Consider the following 21,867-nt stretch of genomic DNA (forward strand, 5'->3'; position numbering starts at 1 on the left):
TCACCACACCACCGGCAGCCAGACCGACATCTCGCCGGCCCCGCGATTGCCCCAGGCGAAGTAGGGCACGAGCCGGGCCGGCACGGTGCCGAGCTCGCCGGCCCCGAGGTCGTCGTAGAGGGCCTCTCCGGTCTCGGGGAGCAGGGCCAGCTCGGTGTCGAGGGCGAGCATCCGCTGCCCCGCGATCTCGGTCTCCACCGGGCGCAGATCGGCGTTGCGGCGCAGGGCCACGCGCTCCACGCCGACGCCCGTCGGCAGGTCGGCGGTCTCCACGCAGTAGACGAGCGGCCCGCGTTGCACGGCCACCTGGTTCGCGAGCTCCTCGGCCAGGCGGTGTCCCCGCAGCACGCGCACCGCCATCGGCAGCTCGAGCGTCACCACGTCGCCCACCGTCCAGTCGCGGTCCAGTCGCAGGTAGGAACCGGATGCCGCGGGCCGGCCGGCCTCGTCGTTCACGGCGATCGTGGCATCCTTCGACCAGCCGGGCACCCGCAGGTGCAGCGGCATCCCGCCGCCGCGGGCCTCGGTCACCACGAAGCGGATCGTGCCGTGCCACGGGTAGTCGCTCTCCTCGCGCAGGCGCAGCGCGCGGTTGCCGTCGTCGACGCCGAACTCGCTGCCGCCGTAGTGGTGCACGTACAGTCCGTCCGCCGAGACCGACGCCGCGCGCTCGCCGAAGCGGGCCAGGGTGCGCGCCGTGTTGGGCGGGCAGCAGAAGCAGCTGAGGTAGCGTTCGCGCAGGCGTTCGTCGGAGGGCGGCGGCGCGGGCACCGGGTTCAGCCCGGTGTCGCCGGCCCGTCGCAGCGCGTAGGGCAGATCCCGCACCTGGCGCAGCGGGTTGGTGTAGAGGTACTCCGTGCCGGTCAGGCTGATGCCGGCGAGCAGGCTGTTCAGGGCGACCTGCTCGATCACGTCGGCGTAGCGCGCGTCGGGCCGGAGGGCCAGCATCCGCTCGCTCCAGAGGATCAGGCCGATGTTCGCGCACGACTCGTTGTGCGCTGTGGTGTGCGGCAGCTGGTAGGCGCGACCGTAGGCCTGGTGCACGCGGCTGATCTGCTCCTGCCAGGGCGAGGCATCCGGCGACGCCCCGTCGTAGAGTGCGCCGCAGCCGCCGGTGATCGCCAGCTTCGTTCCGACCACGTCGGTCCACAGGGTGTCGAGCACGCCGTGCAGCTGGTCGTCGCCCGTCTCGGCCACCAGGTCGGCGAGACCGGCGTAGAGGTAGTTGGCGCGCACGGCGTGGCCGGCGACCGTGGTCTGTTCGCGCACGGGCACGCGGTCCTGGTTGTCGTCGCCCCCTTCGAAGTCGTCGCGCACGCGCACGAACGCCTCGGCCAGCCGCAGCCAGCGCTCCTCGCCGGTGGCGCGGTAGAGCTCGATCACCGCCATGTAGTGCGACGGGCAGATGGCGCTCTTGGCGAGCTCGAGCGGCTTGTTCGTGGCGAGGTCTTCGAGAAAGCCCGCGGCCTTGCGGGCCACGTCGAGCAGCGTCGTGCTGCCCGTGACCTCGTAGTGGCGCACCGCGGCCGTGATGAGGTGGCCGAGGTTGTAGGTCTCGAAGTGGAACCGGTCGGCCAGCGCGGCGACGTCGACCTCGTTGCGGGTGGCGATGAGCGTGGGGGTGTGCAGGTAGCCGTCTTCCCGCTGCACCGAGGCGATGAGCCGGGCGAGCTCGTCGACGAGCTCGGCGAGCCAGGGCTCACCGGTGGTCTCGAGCTGCGAGACCGCGGCTTCGAGCCACTTGTAGAAGTCGCCGTCCATGAACGGCGGGCCGAGGTGCTCGCCCTCTTCGAGGCCGGCCGCCACGCGGAAGTTGCGGAGCCCGGGGCTCACGGCGGGGTCGCTCAGTGCCTGCCACATGTCGGGCACGGTGTGCTCGTGGGTGCGGCGCAGCACGTCGCCCCAGAAGCCGGTCGCCCAGCGTGCGTCGGCCGCGGTGAGCGGGCGCAGGGGCGCGATGGTGGTCGTGGTCGTCATCGGAGCTCCGTTCCCGGTCGCGTTCCGGCGTCGAAGGGCGCGTCGAATCCGGCGTCGAAGGGCGCGTCGAATCCGGCGTCGAGGATGCTCCGCAGCCGGTCGATCCCCGGAGCGACGCTGGTCAGTACCGGCACGTCGGTGTGGGCCGCGTCGGCCGCGGAGGCCATCGAGGCCTGGGCGAGCACGATCACGTCGGCCGCCGGGGCGTGCCGTTCGATCGCGGCGGCCACCAGCCGGTCGTGGCTGTCGCGGTCGCCCGAGGAGACGGCGGCGAACGCGCCCTCGATCACCTCCTCGGCGATCTGCACCGACGCGCCGGCCAGGGCCGCGCGCTCGCGCAGCAGCACCACCGTCGGCACCAGCGTCGTCGGCAGCGTCGCCAGCACCGCGATCCGGGTGCCGGTGCGCACCGCGTCGTCGGCCATGGCCTCGTCGATGCGCAGCACCGGGATGCCGGCGGCCTGCGCGGTGGCCGCCGCCAGGTGCGAGATGGAGGAGCAGGTGAACATCACCGCGTCGGCGCCGCCGGCTAGGGCAGCCGAGGCCAGATCGATGAGCCGCTCGGGCACGGAGGCGGCGCGTTCCGGATCGCCGAGATCGGCGACGATGCGGTCGTCGAGGTAGTTCACGATCGTGGCATCCGGGATCGTCGCACGTGCGCGGTCGGCGATCGGCCCGATCACCACAGCGCCGGTGTGCAGCAGGGCGACCCGGGTCACGCTGCGCTCACCGCCTCGGCCAGGGCGAGTTCGCGTTCGTGCACGCCGTGGCCGACGTGCTCGGGCTCGCCGCCGTCGAGATCGATGATGCCCGTCGCGCCCACCGGCACCTCGACGCGCACGCGCAGCGTGCCGTCGACGATGTGCCACGAGACGGAGGCTTCGCCATAGGGCGTGCGATGGCGGGCGGATGCCGAGGTCAGGCCTCCACCGGGCCGCGGGGCGAACCGGATGACGCGGTAGCCCGCCTCCTCCGGCGCGAGGCCGGCCACCACGCGGTGCAGCCAATCGGCCACGGCGCCGAGCGCGTAGTGGTTGAACGAGGTCATCGAGCCCGGGTTCACCGTGCCGTCGGGCAGCATCGAGTCCCAGCGCTCCCAGATCGTGGTCGCGCCCATCGACACCTGGTAGAGCCAGGAGGGGCATTCGCGCTCCAGCAGCAGGTCGTAGGCGGCGTCGAGGCGACCCTCGGAGCTCAGCGCGTCGGTCACCAGCGGCGTGCCCACGAATCCGGTCGCGATGCGGCTGCCGGATGCGCGCACGAGCTCGGCGAGCCGGTCGGCGGCTCGGGCGCGGAGGCCGGCCGGCAGCAGCTCGAACCGCAGGGCGAGTGCGTAGGCGGTCTGCGCATCCGACGCCATCCGCCCGTCGTCTCCCACGTAGCGGCCCACGAAGGCGTCGCGTGCCTCATCGGCGAGCGTCGTGTAGGAGGCTTCGGCCTCCGTGTCGCCGAGCACTCCGGCCATCCGCGCCACGAGCCGGGCCGAATGGGCGAAGTACGCGCTCGCGACGAGGTAGCGGTCGGTCTGTGCATCGGCGGGATCCTGCGGTGGTGCGGCGGGGTCGAGCCAGTCGCCCAGCTGGAACCCGGTGTCCCACAGGCGCGAGGGTCCGGCGATGTCGGCCTGCAGATCGACCCAACGGCGTGCGCTGTCGAACTGGGCGCGCAGCACTCCGGTGTCGCCGAAGCGCTGGTACAGCGTCCAGGGCACCACCGTCGCGGCGTCGCCCCAGGCGGCCCCCGGGCGCTGCGGGGTCCACATCGTGTCGGCCGGGATGACCGGCACGTACCAGGGCACCGTGCCGTCGGGCAGCTGCTCGGCGGAGAGGTCGCGGAGCCAGCCGGTGAGCATGCCCGACACGTCGAAGAGGAAGGATGCGGTGGGCGCGAACACCTGGATGTCGCCTGTCCAGCCGAGGCGCTCGTCGCGCTGCGGGCAGTCGGTGGGCAGGTCGACGAAGTTGCCGCGCATGCCCCACACCACGTTCTCGTGCAGGCGGTCGAGATCGGGCTCCGACGAGGAGAACCAGCCGGTGCGCTCGAGGTCGGAGTGCAGGATGCGCGCGATCAGCGCGCCCTCGGTCACATCGGCGTCGAGATCGCCGGCCCAACCCTCGACCTCCACGTAGCGGAAGCCGTGGAACGTGAAGCGCGGCTCCCACTCCTCGCCCTCGGGGCGGCCGGCGAAGGTGTAGTGGTCGGTGGAGCGCGCGTTGCGCAGTGGGCGGGTGTAGAGCTCGCCGTCCTGGAGCACCTCGGCGGTGCGCAGCGTCACCGTCGTGCCGGCGGGAGCGGTGGCACGCAGGCGCACCACACCCACGAGGTTCTGCCCGAAGTCCAGGATGCGCCGTCCGCTCGGCGTGGTGAGCACGGCGAGCGGGGCGCGCTCCTCGGTCACGCGCACGGGGGCGGCGGTGGGAGCGACCAGGGTGGCCGGATCGCGGTGGCGCAGCTGCACGCGGTCCCAGTCCGTGTCGTCGTAGCCGGCCCGCGACCATCCGGGCAGTTCGGCGCGGGCGTCGTAGTCCTCGCCGTCGTAGATGCCGGAGGCGATGATGGGGCTCGGCGCCGAGCGCCACGAGGTGTCGGTCGCCACCACCTCGCGCGAGCCGTCGGCGTAGCTCAGTTCGAGCTGGCCGAGGAAGGAGAGGTCGTCGCCGTAGACGTTGCGGAAGCCGCCGCGCCAGCCGAGGCGTCCGCGGTACCAGCCGTCGCCGAGCCAGGCGCCGATCGCGTTCGGGCCCTCGGAGAGCTGGGCGGTGACGTCGTAGGTGTAATAGCGCAGCCGCTTGCCGTAGACGGTCCAGCCGGGGGAGAGCAGGTCGTCGCCGACGCGGCTGCCGTTGAGCTCGGCCTGGTAGAGGCCGTGCGCCGTGGCGTAGAGGCGCGCGCGCACGAGTCCCGGGCGCACCGGGAATTCCCGGCGCACGAGCGAGGGCCGGCGGTCGTCTCTCAGCGGGTTCTCGTTGCGGATCGCGCCGATCGGGCCTGCGACCCAATCGCCGGGCTCGAGCAGCCCGGCTTCCACCCGCGCCCAGTCGCCGGGCGCGCTCCAGGAGCCGTCGGCGCCGGCGACGCTCACGCGCACCCGGCTGCTCTCGCGGGAGACCAGTGACTCGTCGGGCCAGGCCACCAGCACCTGCTCTGCCGAGGCGACCTCGAAGGCGCGAACGGAGCCGCCGCGCTCGATCTCGACCCGGTAGGCGCGCTGCACCCAGCCGGCCGGAGCGCTCTCGACCACCCACGACAGGCGGGGGCGGCTCTCACCGACGCCGAGCGCGTCGCGGTGATGCTCGAAACGGGCGGCGGAGACGGTGGCCGTCATCGGGCACTCCTGTGAGGTCGAAACGTTTCAGAGTAGAGTTCGCTATATCTGCTCTGGTGGACAGGGATAAGATTGTTACGTTTCAAACGATACCGCACGGATGCGCCCCCGGCCGATCCGGCGGCGGTGTCAGACTGGCTGCGGCCCGGCACCGTCCGGCCGCGATTCGATCGGAGAGCGACCGCATGATCATCGGCGTCACGGGAAGCGAAGGAAAACTCGGCCGGGCCACGGCCGACCGACTGCGAGCCGACGGGCACGACGTCATCGGCTTCGACCTGGCCGGCCCGGCCGGTGTGGGCTTCACGCGCGTCGACCTCACCGACTACGGTCAGGCGCTCGACGCGATGCTCGGCGTCACCGCGCGGCACGGCGGGCTCGATGCCCTGGTGCACCTCGCGGCCATCCCGGTGAACGGGCTCGTGCCCGATGCGGCGACCTTCGACAACAACATGTCGGTCTCGTTCCACGCGCTCTTCGGAGCGGTGCGCGCCGGCATCCGCACCATCGTGTCGGCGTCGAGCATCACGGCCATGGGCTTCCCCTACGAGGTCGCCCCGCCGCGACTGCCCGTCGACGAGCAGTACACGGCGGCCTTCAACACCTACGGCCTCGGCAAGGTGCTCGAGGAGCAGCTGGCCGCGCAGCTGGTGGGCTGGCACGACGACCTCTCCATCACCGCGCTGCGCTTCACCAACGTGGTGGACGAAGGCGAATACGACACCTTCGCCCGGGCAGCCGAGCCCGACTACCGCCGCGACCTGCTCGGATCGTGGATCGATGCCCGCGACGGAGCGGCGGCCGTGAGCCTTGCTCTCGCCGCCGCCCGACCGGGCTTCGAGGTCTACAACGTCGCCGCCCCGGAGTCGGGCACCGCCGCACCGAGCCGGGAGACGGCCGAGCGCTGGTTCCCGGGGGTTCCCGTCGCCGACGACCTGGGCGAGTTCGAGTCGCTGATGTCGACCCGCAAGATCCGCGAGCGGCTCGGCTTCACGACGCAGCACGACTGGCGCTGAGCGCAGCAGCATCGGTCAGCCCTTGACCGCTCCCGCGGCGAGGCCCTTGATGATCTGCTGGTTGAGAACCAGGTAGAGCACCAGGATGCCGCCGACGGTGATGCAGATCGCCGCGAACAGCGGACCGTAGTTGATCGAGCCGTACTCGCCCGAGAAGTTCAGCAGACCCACCTGGATGGTGTTGAGCTTGCGCTGGCCGGCGAAGATGAGCGCGAAGAGCAGATCGTTCCAGATCTGGAAGAACTGCACGATCGCCACCGTGAGGATGGCGTTGCGCATCATCGGCATGCCGATCGAGAAGAAGGCACGGGTCATCGAGGCGCCGTCGATGGTCGAAGCCTCGAAGATCTCGCGCGGGATGGCGCGGAAGTAGGTGGCCATCATGAAGACGGTGAGCGGCAGCCCGGTGGCGGTGTAGATGAGGATCAGCGGCAGCAGCGATCCCGTGATGCCGATGTTGAACGACGCCGTGAACAGCGGCAGCACGATCATCTGGCCGGGGATCATGATGCCGGCCAGGAACAGCAGCAGGATCGTGCCGCGGCCCTTGAACACCAGCACCTCGAGGGCGTAGCCCGCCGCCGTGCCGAAGAGCACGAGCAGGATGAGTGCCGGGAAGGTCACGATGATCGAGTTGACGATGGTCGTGGAGAGATTCGCGGTCTCCCAGCCGGTGACGTAGTTCTCCCACGTCCACACCTCCGGCAGGGCGTACGACGGGTTGTTGAGGAAGTCGCTGTTCGACTTCAGGGAGTTGATGAACATCCAGAAGAGCGGATACGCGGTGATCAGGATGAGGAAGGCGATGGTGAGGAGCGCCGGGATCCGGCGCAGGCCCCGAGTGATCGTTGACATGTCGGCGCCTTTCAGGAGGTGATGTCGCGGCGCGACGAGCGGAAGATGAACAGGGTCACGACGAGGCAGATCATCGTCAGCAGCAGGGCGATGGTGGAGCCGTAGCCGTAATCGCTGTACTGGAAGGCCGTGCGGTACATGTAGAGCGTGAGCGGTGTGGTGGAGTCGCCGGGTCCGCCTCCGGTGAGGGCGAACACCGAATCGAAGACCTTGATGGTGCCGTTGATGCTGAAGATGAACGACGCGAACACGATCGGCAGCGACATCGGCAGCACGATGTGCCGGAAGAGGCGGAAGCCGCTGGCGCCGTCCAGGCGCGAAGATTCGATGATCTCGTCGGGGATGTCGAGCAGCCCCGAGAAGATGAGGATGCCGTAGAAGCCGATCGAGCGCCAGACGTCCATGATCACGATCACGACGAAGGCGGTGGTGCCGGCGCCCAGCCAGTCGACCGAGCCGAGCCCGACGTTCACGAGCAGCTCGTTGACCAGGCCGTCGGTCGGGGCCGACTGGAAGATCTTCTGGTAGAGCAGTGAGACGGCCACCGTGGGGAGCACGACCGGGAAGAACACGAGCGTGCGCACGAGCACCGACGACTTGCGCAGCACGAAGTTGTAGAGCAGGGCGAGACCGTAGCCGAGCACGACCTGGAACAGCGTCACGAGGATGGCGTAACGGATGGTGAACCAGAGCGCCTCCCAGACCGCGGAGTCGGAGAAGAGCCGGATGAAGTTGTCGAATCCCGCGAACTCGAAGCCGCCCAGCGGGCTGCCCTCGAAGAAGGTCAGGCCGAGTGACCACAGCACCGGGACGAGCATGATGAGGGTGTAGACGAGCAGGGCGGGCGTCAACAGGAGGACGATCGCCTTGCGGTCACCGAGGACGGACTTCATCGATGGCCTTTCGAGTCGGATTCGGGCAGGGGCACGCAGAAAGAAGGCGCCTCCGGTGCGGTGTTCGTCGCACCGGAGGCGCCGGGGTCTCACGGGTTGTCGATCGCGTCCTGCACGGTCGACATGAACTCCTCGGGCGACATCTGGCCGGTCACGAGCAGCGCCGCGCTGGTCGACGAGATCTGGCTCGCCTTGGCGGGGAAGAGCGCCTCGAACCACAGTACGCTGTCGGTCGAATCGGCGATCGTCTCCTGCACCTTCTGCGAGATCTCCGGCAGGTCGGCGGATGCGGAGGGGTCGGCCACGAATCCGGTGATCTGACCCTGCTTCAGGGCCTCCGTGCCGTAGTTGGTGGCGATGCAGCCGAGCCAGCTGGCGACGTCATCCGAGTAGGCGGCCTTGCTGAAGGTGGCCGGGAGGCCGACGTTCGCCGGGTACTGGTCGATCGAGCCGGCACCGCCCTCGACGGCGGGGAAGGGGAAGAAGCTCATGTTCTCGGCTCCCACCTGGTTGTCGGCGCCGTTGATGTTGCCGAGGATCCAGCTGCCCATGTAGATCATCGGCGACTTGCCGGTGAGGAACAGGTTGTAGGAGCCGTCGATGTCGAGCGAGGCGACGTTGTCGCCGAAGTAGCCCTTGGCGCCCAGGTCGGCGATGGCAGCGGCGGCCTTGACGTACTCGGGGTCGGTGAGCTTGGCGTCGCCGTCGGCGATCTTCTGCATCGCGTCGGGGCCGAGTTCACGGAACAGGTAGGTGGAGATGAGGCGGGTGATCGGCCAGCCCTGCTCGCCCGAGGCCGAGAACGGGGTGTAGCCGGCGGCCTTCGCCTTGGCGGCGACGTCGAGGAGCTCGTCCCACGTGGTGGGCACCTCCCAGCCGTTGTCGGAGAAGATCTTGGTGTTGTACCAGATGCCCTCGATGTTGTACTGGAACGGCAGGAAGTCGAAGCCGCCGCCGTAGAGCTTCTCGATGGTGGAGACCGCACCGGGGGCGATCTTGTCGCGCACGCCCAGGTCGGTGAGCGCCTTGTCGAAGTCGACGAGCACGTCGGCGTCGGCGAGTTTCGCGCCTTCTGCGGGGTTGCCGCCGGCCGAGAACATGGGGGGCAGACCGCCCTGGCTGGCGAGCAGCTGAACCTGCGAGTCGAGGTCGGCCTGCGGCTGCGAGCTGATCTCGAGCGGCAGCTTCTCGTTCTCGGCCTTGCACTCGCCGTCGGCCAGCACGTTCAGCACGGGCTCGGTGGTGGTGTTCTCCGAGTTCTTCAAGAACTCGAACGACGACGGTGCGGATCCTCCGCCGCTGCCGCCGGAGCAGCCGACGAGCGCGAGAGCGCTGGCGCCGACGAGGGCGACGCCGATCAGCGCCTTGCGGCTGCGGCGCGATGTTGCTGTGGACACGATTCCTCCTTGAACGGTGCTCAATCTCTTTGAGACGTTTCAATTTGGGATGTTATGGTGGGCTGGGCGTCATGTCAAGCGACGGATTCGCAACAGTTGTCGCAGAATGAGAGATCCGAACAGCTCGGATTCGACAGTGCGGGGTGCCGAGAGGGCCGACTATGGTTGAAACGTCACAAGGATGGGCGAGGCGGTTCTCGGCCACGCAGCGGCGTGCTCGACTCGTGGCCGGACGCTCCGGATCTCGCCTCGTCGAGCCCGGAGCGGTGCAGCTGATCCTCGCGGCCGATGCGGCGAATGCGGACCACCGCGTCTCGGTCGAGCTCTCCGATCCGATGCGCGACGTGCCGAGGCTCGCCGAGGCGCCGGTCTGGACCAGATCCGGTACAGTCACCTGGAGCCCGGAACCGGGCGAACGAGGGGGCGACGATGGCTAGGGTCGGCATTCGCGACGTCGCCGCGCTCGCCGGCGTGGCCGTCGGAACGGTGTCGCACTACCTCAACCATCCCGACCGCGTCTCGCACGAGAAGGCCCTGCGCATCCGCTCGGCCATCGACACTCTCGGCTTCGTGCCCTCGAGCGCCGGCCGTCAGTTGCGGCTGGGCATCAGCACCGTCGTGGGCTACCTGGCTCCCGATGTGAGCAACCCGTACTTCGCCGAGATCGCCGAGAGCATCGAGCGCCGCGCATCCGAACTCGGCATGAGCGTGCTGCTCGCGAATTCGCATCGCGATCGCGAGCGCGAAGACCACTACCTGCAGATGTTCGAGGAGTATCGCGTGCGCGGACTCATCGTCTCGTCGCACCAGGCGATCGAGGAGCGCCTCGCCGGGGTGCGCCAGCGCGGCACCCCGTCGGTGCTCGTGGGCCAGGCCGCGCGGTCGCCCGAGCAGGTATCGGTGTCGCTCGACGACGTCGACGGCGGCCGCCAGGTGGTGCAGCACCTGCTCGACCTCGGCCATCGTCGTATCGCCTTCATCGGCGGGCCCCTGGCCATTCCGCAGGTCGCCGACCGGCTCGCCGGTGCCAGTGCCGCGATCGAGAGTTGGGGAACGGCGAGTCTCGAGGTCATCGCCCAGGCGGATCGCACGATCGCGGGCGGCCGCGACGTCGGCCGCATCCTGGCGGCCCGGCCGGCCGATGTGCGTCCCGAAGCGGTGTTCGCCGCCAACGACCTGCTCGCGCTCGGCATCATGCACGAGTTCGTGGCCGCCGGCCTGCGGATTCCGCAGGACATCGCGGTGGCGGGCTACGACGACATCGAGTTCGCCGCCTCCTCGCTGATCTCCCTCACCTCGGTGCAGGGCCGGCACGCGGGCTACGGCTTCGCGGTCGTCGACATGCTGACCGAGGTGATGGCCGGGCATCCGATCGCCGAGGCGCACCGCGTCTTCACGCCCGAGCTGGTGGTGCGCGAGAGCACGGTCGGCCGCGGCTGAGGCCTGCCTCCCGCACCGTGGAGGACTCGGGTCGGGAAAAGTGGATACGTAGTAGACTCGTCGTCGTCACCCCATCGCGGTGGGGCTGGAAGTGAACCCTGGGAGATCCTGCAGTTGTAGGGCCCGGGGTTTCGCGTTTTAACCGCCGTGGGTCTCGACAAGGTGCAGACGGTCGCCCAGACCGTTCACCAGGGCACTTCCCGTCGAGTTGCTCGAGTTCGTAGAACATGCGCATCAGGCAGACGCGGCGGCGCCGCTCGCCGGACGCCTCGATGCCGCCGAGCCGGATGACCACCAGATGCTCCACGTCGAGTGCGCTGACCGCATTCACCAGGCCGGGACGGTCGGCGTTGCGTGTGTCCCGCCAGTGCAGCTTGGATGCGCCGAGCGGCTTCATCTCACGGAGGGCTTCGCGGAGCTCCTCCAGACGGTGAGTCGAGCACAGAGCTGCGGCGAGGATGTATGTTCCCGGGTCCGCCGACTGACGGGATTCGGACTCGTCGACGAACGCAAGAATCTGGGTCACTCGGCACCCAAGTCCACCCCAGTGCATGCATGAGCAATCATCACCTAATTCTAGACACGCCTCGTCCAGAGATGTTCCCTCCCAGACGCGCCCAACCGAGCGGCGGCACGTCGACGTGGGTGGTGCGCCACGCCGCATCCGTCGACGGCACCGTGAGCTCGAGGGTGCGTTCGACGCGGTCGAGGTTCGCGGCCAGCAGCACGGTACCGCCGGCGGTGCGGGCGCCGAGGGCCCAGAGGAGGCCGTCGGGGGAGTCGCCCGCGAGGAGCTCCGCGCCGGCGAGGGGCGCGAGGGCCTCGAGCGCTGCGGCGACCGGCAGGGGTGCGCCGTCGGCCGAGCGGATGCCGCGGGGGCCCCATTCCTCGAAGTACGTCAGCGCGGCGACTCCCGGTATTGCGAGGGCCGCGGCGCTCGCGATGGTCCAGGCGGCGAGCTCGGGCGTGCCCTGGCGGGGGTCGACGCCACCGGTGAACTGCGCACCGTAGCCCTCGGCGAGGTCGCTGCGCGTGGGGCCGGGCTGGGGCCCGGTGGCCACGTCGTTGAAGCGCGGCCGCAGCGCGATCGGACCGATCCGCACCGGCAGGCCGGCCGCAGAGTCCACCGTCTGGCGGGCGACCAGGCGCTGCATGGCGACCGATTCGCGCAGCTGGGCCGAGGAGTGCGCGTGGAACAGCGGGGTCACGGTCGTGACCAGGCCGGCCAGGTCGCCGGGCATCCGGTCGCGCTCCCGGTTGAGTTCGGTGAAGTGCGAGCGGCTGCCGCCGACGACGGGCGCGGTGACGCCGGCAGCGTCGAGGGCGTCGCGCAACGGGGCCACCCACTCGGTCACCGAGACGTGGAAATACGGGTGGAACACGGCCACGCGGGCGACCCGGACGCCCCTCAGTGCCTGCGCGAGGGCGTCCAGCTTCGCGCGGTCGGGTTCGCCGAGCACCACCCGCACGTCGAGGGGCAGGCCGCGGTCGGCCGCGCGGCGGAGGGCCGCCGGCCAGTTCGGGGTGTCGAGATCGAGTTCGACGAGCAGCTCCGCACCCACCGTCGGCAGGTCGGGTGGCTCCGGATCGGGCGCCGTCGACGCCGAGACGCCGACGGCGGGGAACGGCCCGGCCGGTTCGAGTCGGATGCGCGCCGTCGCGGCACCGGCATCGGGTGCGGGCCCAGACGCGAAGTCGGAATCGGAGCGCGAGCCGTGGCGGTGATCGGACTCGGCACCCGAGCCGGCCGTCGAGTCGGTGCGCGCGACCGAGGCGGATGCGGGGGTCGAGCGGGCGTCCGCTGCGGGTTCGGGGGCGGCGCCGTCGTCGACTGGCCGCACCTCCACGTCGATGCGCTGCCGCACGCGCTCGCCGGCGGCGAGATCGTACGGGAACGGCAGCGAGAGCGGCCGGCTGTACGTCTTGAACGACGCATCCGTCCAGTTCCGCTGGTCCTCCATCTCGAAGACGTCACCGCTGAAGTCGACGCTGATCTCCGATCCGTCGTCGCTCCAGCGGAGTCCGGCGATGTCGAACACCGGCTGGTGCGCGCTGAGCGCGACCGGGAAGGTCGTCGACGACCGCGTGCCGTCCGGATGCCGCACCCGCAACGCCGCGCCACTCGTCTGCGGCGGGTGCAGCACCACGAGTCCGGTGCGGTTCGTCGCGAAGGCGCCGTGTGAGACAGCGTCGAAGGTCACCGAGAGGCCGTCGGGCGTCGCCGCCACCACGACCTCACCGCGCAGGTCGCTGCCGTAGCCGGTCGATCGCAACGGGATGCGCAGCATCCGCTCGCCCGCCACCGGCTGGCCGGTGATCCACGAGGCCGTGTTCCAGTCGCGATCGCGCACGACGGCGCGGATGCTGCGCAGCACCCGCCGCCCGCCGTGCGTGAGGTCGGCGACCTCGTCGCCGCGCACCTCGAGGGCCCACGGCCCCGAGCGCCACACGACGCCGTGATCGTCCCACTCCGTCTGTTCCATCAGAGCGAGGCTAGCCGCGATCAGCGCGTGATCGCGGGCAGGTGCAGCATGCGTGCGAGGTTCTTGTCGAGCTCGTCGTCGCGGAAGATCTTCTTCCAGTCGTCCTTGATGATGCTCTCGCGGCCGTAGTCCATGGCGATCAGGCAGGCGTCGCTGAACGGGTTGTCGCCGCGCAGCCCGTTGGCCAGCGCCACCTGGGTGTGGCCGTAGAGGATGCTGCGGGCGGCGGCCGCGGGCACGCCCATGGTGTTGACGGTCTCCTCCAGCGCCTCGTTGAGCAGCGCGCCGATCATGCACGCGACGGTCTCCACGAGCGTGGGCTCGAGCTGGGCGAGTTGCTTGATGGTGACCCAGTGCACGTCGATCACGGGGGCGTAGATCGCCCGCACGGTGGCTTCGACGATCGCCTGGTGCTCGGGAGCATCCGATTCGACCGCGGCGATGGCATCCTGCGGCGCCGCGATGCCGCCGAAGGTGTCGGCCCACTCCTCGGGGCTCTGCCGCTGCAGGAAGATCGAGGGGTGGCAGGGGTGCGCGACGGCCTGGATGACGTCGTCGCGCGTGGTGAGCAGGCCCGCGTACGCGGCGGCCGGGTCGAGCGTCAGCACGATCGCGCCCGACTTGAGCTGCGGCACCAGGTCGGCGGTCACCGGGCCGAGGGCGAGGTCGGGCACGGCGAGCACCACGATGTCGGCGTCGGCGACCGCGGTGGCGGCGTCCGTCAGTTCGCGGCCGGCCTCGCGGGTTCGCTCCTGACCGGCCGGCGAGTTCTCGACGTACCAGACGGTGTGGTCGGTCTTCACGAGGTTGTTGGACACGCGCATGCCCATCTTTCCCCCGGCGCCGATGACGGCGATCTTGTAGGTCTCGGTGGTCGTGCTCATGACATGCTCCTCAAATAGTCGATGCTCTGTTGGGTCCAGGCGCGCTCGGTGCGGATGGTGGTCTCGGGGTCGCCCTGCCAGGGCAGCCAGTGCTCGACGATCTCATCGATGCCGCGCTCGCGCGGGCGGACGGTCTCGAGCAGGTGCTCGTAGTCGTGCAGGCCCTCGCCCATCGCGGCGCCGCTGTAGGTGAAGCCCACCCAGCCCGGCTGGCGCGCGAATGCGAAGTCCTTCGCGTGCACGTTGCCGGTGAGCGCGGCGGTGCGCTCGACGCAGTCGCGGGGCAGCTCGAGGCGCGCCACGACGTTCGCGGGGTCGAGGCAGATGGTGAGGTGGTCGCTGCCGATCGACTCGACGAGATCGACGAGATCGGTCGTCGCCACCTGCTCGTAGGTCTCCAGGGCCAAGGTGACTCCGGATGCCTCGTATGCGGGCAGAGCGGCGCGCAGCTGGGCCTCGGCCTCGGCGAGGGTCGGCCGCGAGCCGGGCCCGTAGAGCATGCTGCGCACCAGCCGGGCGTCGAACGCCTCGGCCAGCTCGAGATAGCGGGCGAGGTGCGCGGGCGGGATGCCCTTGGTGCCGAGCTGGATGCCCACACCGAAGTCGCGGGCGGCCGCCGCCGCCTCGGACACTTCGGCGTCGGACATCGCGTCGAGCGGCGCGTAGTCGCAGATCTGGAACAGCTCGACGTCGAGGGCGCGCGTGGCCTCGAGAGCGCCGCGCAGGGTCAGCGGGTCGTCGACCCGGTCGGAGTGCTGCCAGAAGAAGGCGTAGGTGCCGAGACCGATCATGCGCTGTGCCCCCTTGCGGATGGGCCGGATGCGCCGGGTGCCGTGGATACGTCGGCCGCCCGTGCCGCCGCCAGGGCCGCCGCCTCGTCGAGAACGGCGATCAGGTTCGCCGGGTCGTGGCCGAAGCGGCCGAGGAACAGGCCGTCGACCGCGCCGCCGAGGCGGGTGAGCAGGCCCGGCCCGGCGGAACCGCCGTAGATGACCGCGCTGCCGGCGCGCTCGTCGAGAGCGTCGAGCGCTGCACGCAGAGCGGTGCTGACGGCCACGATGTGCTCGGCGGGCGCCGGTTCAGGGGCGCCGATGGCCCAGACGGGCTCGTAGGCCACGATCACAGGTCCCGCGGGCGCGCCCGCGAGATCGGCGTGCAGCTGCGCGACCACCGTGGCGGCCGCCTCAGCCGGGGCCAGTCGCTCGCTCTCCCCGAGGCAGAGCACGGGCTCGAGGCCGTGGGTGAGCGCGGCGGAAGCCTTCGCAGCGGTGTCGGCATCCGTCTCTCCGAACAGGCGCCGGCGTTCGGCGTGCCCGATCTCGGCCACTCGCACGCCGATCTCGGCGAGTTCGGCCGCCGTCACCTCGCCGGTGAACGCGCCGGGGGCATGAGCTGAGACATCCTGGGCGCCGATCAGCACGGGAGTGCCCCGGAAGGCCTTCACCGCGGCGGCCACCTGCAGGTAGGTCGGGATGACGAAGAGCCGCACCGTGCCGTCGGCGGCAGCCGGCGCATCCGGCAGGCGCGCGGCGACGTCGGCGAACCAGGCCGCGGCGCGGGCGTTGCCGAAATACGTCTTGAGGCTGATGCCGACGGTGACCGGTGCGATCATCAGCAGGAGCCGGTGGTCTCGTACCGGCCGATCACCGCGACCTTCTCGGCCGAGGCCGACGTCGGGTCGAAACGGTAGCCGAGCCATTCGCGCACGAGGCGGCGGGCGAGCTCGATGCCCACCACCCGCTGGCCCATGGTGAGCACCTGGGCGTCGTTGGAGAGCACGGCGCGCTCCACCGAGAAGGAGTCGTGCGCCGTGACAGCACGGATGCCTGCGACCTTGTTCGCCGAGATCGCGACCCCGAGGCCGGTGCCGCAGATCAGCAGCGCACGGTCGGCTTCGCCGTTCGCGACGAGTTCGGCGGCGGCGATCGCGACCTTCGGATAGGCGGTGTGGCCGTCGGCATCCACGCCCACGTCGACGACGGATGCGACGCCGGGGTTCGCCAGGAGATCCTTCTTCAGGATCTCCTTGTAGTCGAATCCGGCGTCGTCGGCGCCGATCACCAGGCGCAGGGGGGTGAGGTCGGTCATGGTCGGTGTCCTTTCGGGGAGGCGGAAGTCAGGGGCGTCGGCAGCGCCGACGGGTCGGGGAGCTCACGGGCGGTCAGCTAGGACGCTCCCGAGCACGGTGGCGATGAGGGCGAGCGAGACCGCGCCCGGGTCGGGAGTGCCGATCGAGTGCTCGCCGTGGGTGCGGGCGCGGCCCATGCGCGGCAGGAGGTCGGCGGTGTCGCGCGCCGCGACGGTCGCGGCCTCCGCGGCCTCGGCCCAGGCGCTCCTGAGGGAGGAGCCGGAGTCGATGCCTCGCGTCAGTGCGGCGCTGAAGGGCACGAGCGCGTCGACCAGGGTCTTGTCGCCCGGTTCGGCTTTGCCGTAGGCCATGACGCCCGCGGATCCCGCCGCGACCCCGGCCGCGACATCTGCGCCGGCCGGGCTTCCGGTGTCGCCGAGTTCGCGTGCGACGGCGCGCAGGATGACGCCCCAGAGCGCGCCGGAGGTGCCGCCGGCCTTGTCGGCCCACGCGTCGGCCGCCCGGGTCAGTGTCGTGCCGGCGCCGGCACCCGCCTCGAGCGCGGCGGTCGCGGCGGCGAGGGCCGCGTGCGATCCGCGCTGCATGCCGATGCCGTGATCGCCGTCGCCGGCGACCGCGTCGATCCGGCCCAGCTCGTCGACGTGCTCGTCGACCACCGCTGCGATCGCGGCGACCGCCGCGAGCACCGTGGCCGCGGCGGTGCGTGAAGCGTCGTCGGAGGCCGGGATCTCGGCCTCCGCGTCGGCAGTGGCATCGGCAGCGCTGACCGCGTCGGTCACGCGTTCCGCGGCCACGACCGATCCGCGGCGGTAGGCCGGGGTGTCGACCGGGGTCTCCCACAGTGCCTCGAGCTCGTCGTCGATCCAGTAGAGCGTCAGCGAGGTGCCGGCCATGTCGAAGGAGGTGCAGAACTCGCCCACGTGCGGGTCGACGACCACGACGCCCGCTGTCTCGAGCAGCTGTGCGACGCGGCGGTAGACGACGAACATCTCCTCGTACTTCAGCGAGCCCAGCCCGTTGAGGATCGGGATCACCCGGGCCCCGCGCGCCGAGTCGACGCCCTCGGGGAGTTCGGCGGGATCGAGCAGCGTCGACACGAGGAGCCCGGCCAGTTCATCGGCGGTCGGGATGGCGACCTCGTCGATGCCGGGTTCGCCGTGGATGCCGAGCCCCACCGCCATCCGTCCCTCCGGCACGGTGAACAGCGGCTTCTCCGCGCCGGGGAGCGTGCACCCGGTGAACGCGACGCCGAAGGAGCGGGTGCGCTCGTTGGCCTTGCGGGCGATCGCCGTGACTCCTTCGAGGTCGGCGCCGCGCTCGGCGGCGGCCGCGGCGGCACGGAACACGGTGAGGTCGCCGGCGATGCCGCGACGGCGATGCTTCTCGCCGATCGGCGCCGACTTCACGTCGTCGGTCACCGTCACTGTTGCGGCCGCGATGCCCTCGGCGAGCAGGCGATCCTGTGCGGCATCGAAGTTGAGCACGTCGCCGGCGTAGTTGCCGTAGCTGAAGAACACGCCGCCCCCGGCCTCCGCCGCCCTGGCCACCGAGTGCACCTGCTGAGTCGAGGGTGAGGCGAACAGATTGCCCATCGCTGCGCCGTGCGCGAGTCCCTGGCCCACCAGTCCGCCGAACGCGGGGTAGTGGCCCGAGCCGCCGCCCACCACGACCGCCACCTGACCCTCGGGCACGACCGTCGATCGCACCACGCCGCCCGTGACCCGGCGCACGTACCGGCCGTTGGCCGCCACGAAACCGTCGATCATCTCGTCGGCGAAATCCGCCGGTTCGTTCCAGAGTCTGGTCATCGTTCGCCCTTCCGCCGAGTAGTTTGGCAAACCGGTTGACCAATTGCAAGTGGAATCGGATGCCGCGGAAGGTAAGTTGTTCGCATGCCCTCCTATCCCGGCGATCGCAGCACCGACATCGCCGCCGCGCTCGGCGCGCTCCCGGCGAGCACTCCGGTGTCAGAAGTCGCCCGGCGCCTGCTCGACCTGTTCACGAGCGGCTCCATCGAGCCCGGCACCCGGCTGCCACCGGAGCGCCAGCTGGCCGCGACCCTGGGCGTGGGCCGGTCGGCGGTGCGCGAGGCGCTCGCCGCGCTCGAGATCCTCGGCATCGTCGACGTGCGGCCCGGATCGGGCACCTATCTGCGCGGGGCGGCGAGCGAGCTGCTGCCGCAGACGCTGCGCTGGGGGCTGCTGATCGGCGAGCGCAACACCGCCGAGCTGCTCGACCTGCGCTCCGGGCTGGAGATCTACGTCGCCCGGCTCGCGGCCGGACGAGCGGATGCCGCGGCCATCGCCGCCCTGTCGTCATCGCTCGAGCACATGCGCGGTTCGGCCGCGAACCTCCAGGCGTTCGCCCGCGCCGACCGCGATTTCCACCTCGCCCTCTCGACCGCGGCGGCCAACCTGATCCTGGTCGACCTGCTGCACGTCGTGCGCACACTGCTGCAGGTCTACGACGACCGCGCCGTGCATGACGCCGACCAGGTGGCCGCGGCGATCGCCGAGCATGCGGAGGTGCTGCGAGCCGTCGAATCCGGCGACGGGGATGCGGCGGCGTCGGCCATGGCGGCGCACATGGCCACCGCATCCGCTCGCCTCAGCGGCGAAGCGCGCGCCTGACCCCGCGCTCCGCCTCCCACTCGTCCCAAGCTTCCCCTCCGACTCGTCCCAAATCGGGCAGAATCTGCCGTCTTGGCCCGATTCGGGACGAGTCGCGCACCTCAGAACTCGCTGATCGCGGGGCGGCCCTCGAGGTGGGCGATCATGTTCAGCGCCAAGAAGTTCCAGTTCTGGAAGTTGTGCGTGACGATCGGCTCGCCGTTGTCGGGGTTGTAGTACTCGTGCAGCGATCCGTTCGTCTCGAGGTCGGCGCCGAACAGCGCGATCGTCTTCTCGGCCAGTTCGCGGGCGTCGTCGGCGAAGCCGTACTTCGCCAGGCCCCGGAACACGAGGTAGTTGCTGATGCCCCAGACCGGTCCCAGCCAGTTCGAGGGGTTGTTCGACGCGCGCAGGTCGTACTGCTTCTCGAGGCGGGAGAGCGTGCGCACGCCGTAGGTGGCGTTGAAGGTGCGGGGGTCGAGGTAGCGCTCGCGCATCCGCTCGGCCTGCTGCTGCGTGGCGAAGCCGGCCCAGAGCGGCAGGAAGCTCGACCAGTTGTCGATGCGCAGGAGTTGACCCGACCAGTGCCGCGGAGCGCCGCGGTGCAGCCAGTCGTCGGGATCGATCGGGCGGAGGTCGATGTCGACGCTGTAGAAGGTGCCGTCGCGCTCGTCCCAGGCGTGGGTGTGCAGGGCGTCGGCGAGATCCTGGGCCCGGCCGCGCCAGACGTTCGCGGTGGGGAGGTCGCCGAGCTCCTCCCAGAGGTAGCCGGCGGCGAGCAGTTCGCGGTAGAGCAGGCTGTTGAGGTAGATCGAGGCCGTGGAGCGGTCGGGGCGGTAGAAGACCGACGGGTCGTTGTCGACGCCGACCGCGAAGTCGGTCTGCCAGTAGGCGAGCCCGAGCTCCGGATGCACGTGGCTCTCGAGGTAGCGGTTCAGGAACGCGTCGACCGTCGCCATGTGCGGACGCATCCACTCGGCGTCGCGGCGACGGCGGGAGAGAAGTGCGGCGTGCTGCGCGAGCACGGGCTTGTGCATGTTCTGCGAGAACCCGCCCGCGCGGCCGGGGTCGCCGTGCTCGAGCGAGTCGGTGGGGTTCAGCCGGATGGGCATGACGCCGTCGGCGTCGGTGTGGTCGAGGAAGTTCAGGATGCTGCCCATTTCGTAGGCGCCGAAACGCCCGGGCTGCGCGGTGTCGGCCTCGACCTGGCCGAGCGCGATGCTAATCGTCCAGGAATCCCAATCCCAGAGCGACGACGAGTAATAGGGGGAGTCGGGGCTCGAGGGCACCGTGTACGGGTGTGTGAGGATGCCCTCGCTCTCGCGCGTCATCTCCTCCGCACTCCGATGGATGTACTCCGTCAGCAGTCGGCTCCAGCGTTCCAGCATCATCGCTCCCAGGTTGGTGTCAGGCGCTGACGATCTTAGCGTCGAAACGTTTCAAGTGGCGAGCTGGGTGTCTCGGGTTCTTCCCGGGCTCGCCCGGCCTTCGGCTGGGCGGGCCCTCATTGCTCGCGCCGCCGCTGCTGCGGCGCGAGGCGACATGTTCGCGTGAGGTCGCTGACGCGGCCTCGCGCTCACCCTGGGTCGTCGAGAAAGGCCTGCGGCTTTCAGTGCCGTTCCGGTTGAGGTCGCTGACGGGGCGGCCTCGCGCTCACCTTGGGTCGTCGAGAAAGGCCTGCGGCTTTCGGTGCCGTTCCGGTTGAGGTCGCTGACGGGGCGGCCTCGCGCTCACCCTGGGTCGTCGAGCGCGGCCTGCGGCTTTCAGTGCCGTTCCGGTACGACGGGTGGGTGAGGAGGCGTTCCGGCTCGTGCCCGTGCTGCCGACGGGCGGTGATTCGCCAAGACACGCCGTATTGCCCGCGGGGATAGCGGCGTGTTTTGGCGAATGGATGGTTCGGGCCGAACGGGGCGGGCTACTCGGCGGTGCGGAAGATGGGCCAGGCGATCTCCGTGACGGGATCGGCGGGGCCGTCGAGCTCCGAGACCAGATAGCTCTCGCGCACCGGAGCCTCGATGCTGAGCTCGTGGCGGGCGACGTAGGCGCCGAGCGCGCCGTAACTGCGGTCGATCTCGGCGTCGCCGCCGGAGTGCACCGTCACCGCGAAGTCGCCCCCGGCCAGGGTGCCGGCGCGCACCCTCCCGTCGCCGCCCCACGCGGCAGTTGCCGCCGCGCCCCCACGGCCCGCACCGCCCTGACCCGCACCGCCCTGACCCGCACCGCCCTGACCCGCTCCGCCCGCGCGAGTGCGGTCGGACGCGACGGTGCCCGGCAGCGCGACCGGGCGGAAGACCGTCGCCGCGCCACGTTCGTCGCGGAAGAGCTCGGTCGACCAGAGGCCGCCCCGCGGGCCGGTGGCCGGGAGGCCCGAGCGCGCGACGGCCGCATCGAGCTCGTGGAACGCATCCGTGTACCAGCGGCCGAGGTCGGCGAGGTCGATCACGTCGTCGATCCGCAGCACCTCGGTGGCCGGCAGTGAGCGGCGTTCGACCGCGATGCCGGCGCCCCCGGCGACCTCCACGCCGCCGCCGGTCGACGGATGTTCGAGCAGGCTGCGCAGCGACTCCACCGCCGCCCGCGTCGAAGCCAACTGCTCCTCCATCCGCCCGAGGTGCGCGACGATCAGCGCATTGCGCTCACGCGGATCGGAGGCGGCGAGCACCGCGCGGATGATGTCGACCGGCATGTCGAGCGCCCGGAACCGGCGGATCACCTGTGCGGTCGGCAACTGCTCGAGGGAGTACTCGCGATACCCGTTCGCCGGATCGATGCCCGACGGTTCGAGCAGGCCCTCGCGGTGGTAGAACCGCAGGGCCTTGGCGCTCAGATGCGTCATCCGCGAGAATTCGCCGATGGACAGGGCCGGAGAATTCATGTGCCTATTCTTGACCTTCCCCGT

Annotated in this window: 18 protein-coding genes; 4 read left to right on the top strand and 14 right to left on the bottom strand. The window is 70.6% G+C overall.

Annotated elements, in window-relative coordinates; genetic code table 11:
* Genes BLW00_RS06485 through BLW00_RS06495 form a run of 3 tightly spaced genes read right to left on the bottom strand, consistent with a single transcriptional unit; the run spans nucleotide 1 to nucleotide 5,302 of the window.
* Nucleotides 1–1,977: a glycoside hydrolase family 127 protein gene (locus BLW00_RS06485; protein ID WP_092550756.1), complete on the bottom strand. Its 1,977-nt coding sequence runs from the start codon at nucleotides 1,975–1,977 to the stop codon at nucleotides 1–3.
* Entirely contained in the window at nucleotides 1,974–2,696 is a 723-nt protein-coding gene (locus BLW00_RS06490) for an aspartate/glutamate racemase family protein (RefSeq protein WP_175494161.1), read from the bottom strand. The genes BLW00_RS06485 and BLW00_RS06490 overlap by 4 nt, the downstream gene beginning before the upstream one ends.
* Complete coding sequence (locus tag BLW00_RS06495) at nucleotides 2,693–5,302, bottom strand: alpha-L-rhamnosidase (protein ID WP_092550759.1); 2,610 nt, start codon at nucleotides 5,300–5,302, stop codon at nucleotides 2,693–2,695. The genes BLW00_RS06490 and BLW00_RS06495 overlap by 4 nt, the downstream gene beginning before the upstream one ends.
* Before the next feature lie 185 nt (nucleotides 5,303–5,487).
* On the opposite strand from BLW00_RS06495, the gene BLW00_RS06500 reads away from it, so the two are divergent.
* Nucleotides 5,488–6,318 carry an NAD-dependent epimerase/dehydratase family protein gene (locus BLW00_RS06500; protein ID WP_092550762.1) on the top strand — a complete coding sequence of 277 codons (831 nt, stop codon included), beginning with the start codon at nucleotides 5,488–5,490 and terminating at the stop codon, nucleotides 6,316–6,318.
* Nucleotides 6,319–6,333: 15 nt separating this feature from the next.
* Here BLW00_RS06500 and BLW00_RS06505 read toward each other — a convergent pair whose 3' ends face one another.
* From BLW00_RS06505 to BLW00_RS06515, 3 genes are all read right to left on the bottom strand, one after another.
* On the bottom strand, nucleotides 6,334–7,173 hold the full coding sequence (locus BLW00_RS06505) for a carbohydrate ABC transporter permease (RefSeq protein ID WP_092550765.1): 840 nt from the start codon (nucleotides 7,171–7,173) through the stop codon (nucleotides 6,334–6,336).
* An 11-nt stretch (nucleotides 7,174–7,184) separates the two neighbouring features.
* Entirely contained in the window at nucleotides 7,185–8,066 is an 882-nt protein-coding gene (locus tag BLW00_RS06510) for a carbohydrate ABC transporter permease (protein WP_092550768.1), read from the bottom strand.
* 89 nt (nucleotides 8,067–8,155) lie between these two features.
* The gene (locus tag BLW00_RS06515) at nucleotides 8,156–9,463 is read right to left on the bottom strand and encodes an ABC transporter substrate-binding protein (RefSeq protein WP_245741333.1); all 1,308 of its coding nucleotides are present in this window, start codon (nucleotides 9,461–9,463) and stop codon (nucleotides 8,156–8,158) included.
* Between the two features lie 161 nt (nucleotides 9,464–9,624).
* On the opposite strand from BLW00_RS06515, the gene BLW00_RS23380 reads away from it, so the two are divergent.
* Together BLW00_RS23380 and BLW00_RS06520 are read left to right on the top strand one after the other, a co-directional pair.
* The gene (locus tag BLW00_RS23380) at nucleotides 9,625–9,900 is read left to right on the top strand and encodes a hypothetical protein (protein ID WP_175494162.1); all 276 of its coding nucleotides are present in this window, start codon (nucleotides 9,625–9,627) and stop codon (nucleotides 9,898–9,900) included.
* Complete coding sequence (locus BLW00_RS06520) at nucleotides 9,893–10,903, top strand: LacI family DNA-binding transcriptional regulator (protein WP_175494163.1); 1,011 nt, start codon at nucleotides 9,893–9,895, stop codon at nucleotides 10,901–10,903. The genes BLW00_RS23380 and BLW00_RS06520 overlap by 8 nt, the downstream gene beginning before the upstream one ends.
* Nucleotides 10,904–11,469: 566 nt before the next feature.
* Here BLW00_RS06520 and BLW00_RS06525 read toward each other — a convergent pair.
* The 6 genes from BLW00_RS06525 to BLW00_RS06550 form a co-directional block, all read right to left on the bottom strand.
* A complete protein-coding gene (locus tag BLW00_RS06525) occupies nucleotides 11,470–13,386 on the bottom strand; it encodes a hypothetical protein (protein ID WP_092550774.1) in 1,917 nt (638 codons plus the stop codon).
* Nucleotides 13,387–13,406: 20 nt separating this feature from the next.
* Nucleotides 13,407–14,270, bottom strand: a complete 864-nt coding sequence (locus BLW00_RS06530) for a phosphogluconate dehydrogenase C-terminal domain-containing protein (RefSeq protein ID WP_092550777.1) — start codon at nucleotides 14,268–14,270, stop codon at nucleotides 13,407–13,409.
* Nucleotides 14,267–15,061, bottom strand: a complete 795-nt coding sequence (locus BLW00_RS06535; protein ID WP_092550780.1) for a sugar phosphate isomerase/epimerase family protein — start codon at nucleotides 15,059–15,061, stop codon at nucleotides 14,267–14,269. The genes BLW00_RS06530 and BLW00_RS06535 overlap by 4 nt, the downstream gene beginning before the upstream one ends.
* Nucleotides 15,058–15,882, bottom strand: coding sequence for a triose-phosphate isomerase family protein (locus BLW00_RS06540; protein ID WP_092550783.1), 825 nt, complete (start codon nucleotides 15,880–15,882; stop codon nucleotides 15,058–15,060). The genes BLW00_RS06535 and BLW00_RS06540 overlap by 4 nt, the downstream gene beginning before the upstream one ends.
* Nucleotides 15,882–16,358 (bottom strand): ribose-5-phosphate isomerase, encoded by a 477-nt coding sequence (locus tag BLW00_RS06545; RefSeq protein WP_092550786.1) that lies wholly within the window; start codon nucleotides 16,356–16,358, stop codon nucleotides 15,882–15,884. Before BLW00_RS06545 ends, BLW00_RS06540 begins: the two co-directional genes overlap by 1 nt.
* A 63-nt stretch (nucleotides 16,359–16,421) precedes the next feature.
* The gene (locus BLW00_RS06550) at nucleotides 16,422–18,167 is read right to left on the bottom strand and encodes a dihydroxyacetone kinase family protein (protein WP_092550789.1); all 1,746 of its coding nucleotides are present in this window, start codon (nucleotides 18,165–18,167) and stop codon (nucleotides 16,422–16,424) included.
* Between the two features lie 84 nt (nucleotides 18,168–18,251).
* On the opposite strand from BLW00_RS06550, the gene BLW00_RS06555 reads away from it, so the two are divergent.
* Nucleotides 18,252–18,989 carry a FadR/GntR family transcriptional regulator gene (locus tag BLW00_RS06555; RefSeq protein WP_092550792.1) on the top strand — a complete coding sequence of 246 codons (738 nt, stop codon included), beginning with the start codon at nucleotides 18,252–18,254 and terminating at the stop codon, nucleotides 18,987–18,989.
* Nucleotides 18,990–19,090: 101 nt separating this feature from the next.
* Here BLW00_RS06555 and BLW00_RS06560 read toward each other — a convergent pair whose 3' ends face one another.
* Both BLW00_RS06560 and BLW00_RS06565 read right to left on the bottom strand, forming a co-directional pair.
* A complete protein-coding gene (locus BLW00_RS06560; RefSeq protein ID WP_092552111.1) occupies nucleotides 19,091–20,356 on the bottom strand; it encodes an MGH1-like glycoside hydrolase domain-containing protein in 1,266 nt (421 codons plus the stop codon).
* Nucleotides 20,357–20,883: 527 nt separating this feature from the next.
* Nucleotides 20,884–21,843 (bottom strand): MerR family transcriptional regulator, encoded by a 960-nt coding sequence (locus BLW00_RS06565; RefSeq protein ID WP_092550795.1) that lies wholly within the window; start codon nucleotides 21,841–21,843, stop codon nucleotides 20,884–20,886.
* Nucleotides 21,844–21,867: the final 24 nt, after the last annotated feature.

Origin of the sequence: Herbiconiux ginsengi, assembly GCF_900107435.1 — a bacterium.
Taxonomy (GTDB): Bacteria; Actinomycetota; Actinomycetes; order Actinomycetales; family Microbacteriaceae; genus Herbiconiux; species Herbiconiux ginsengi.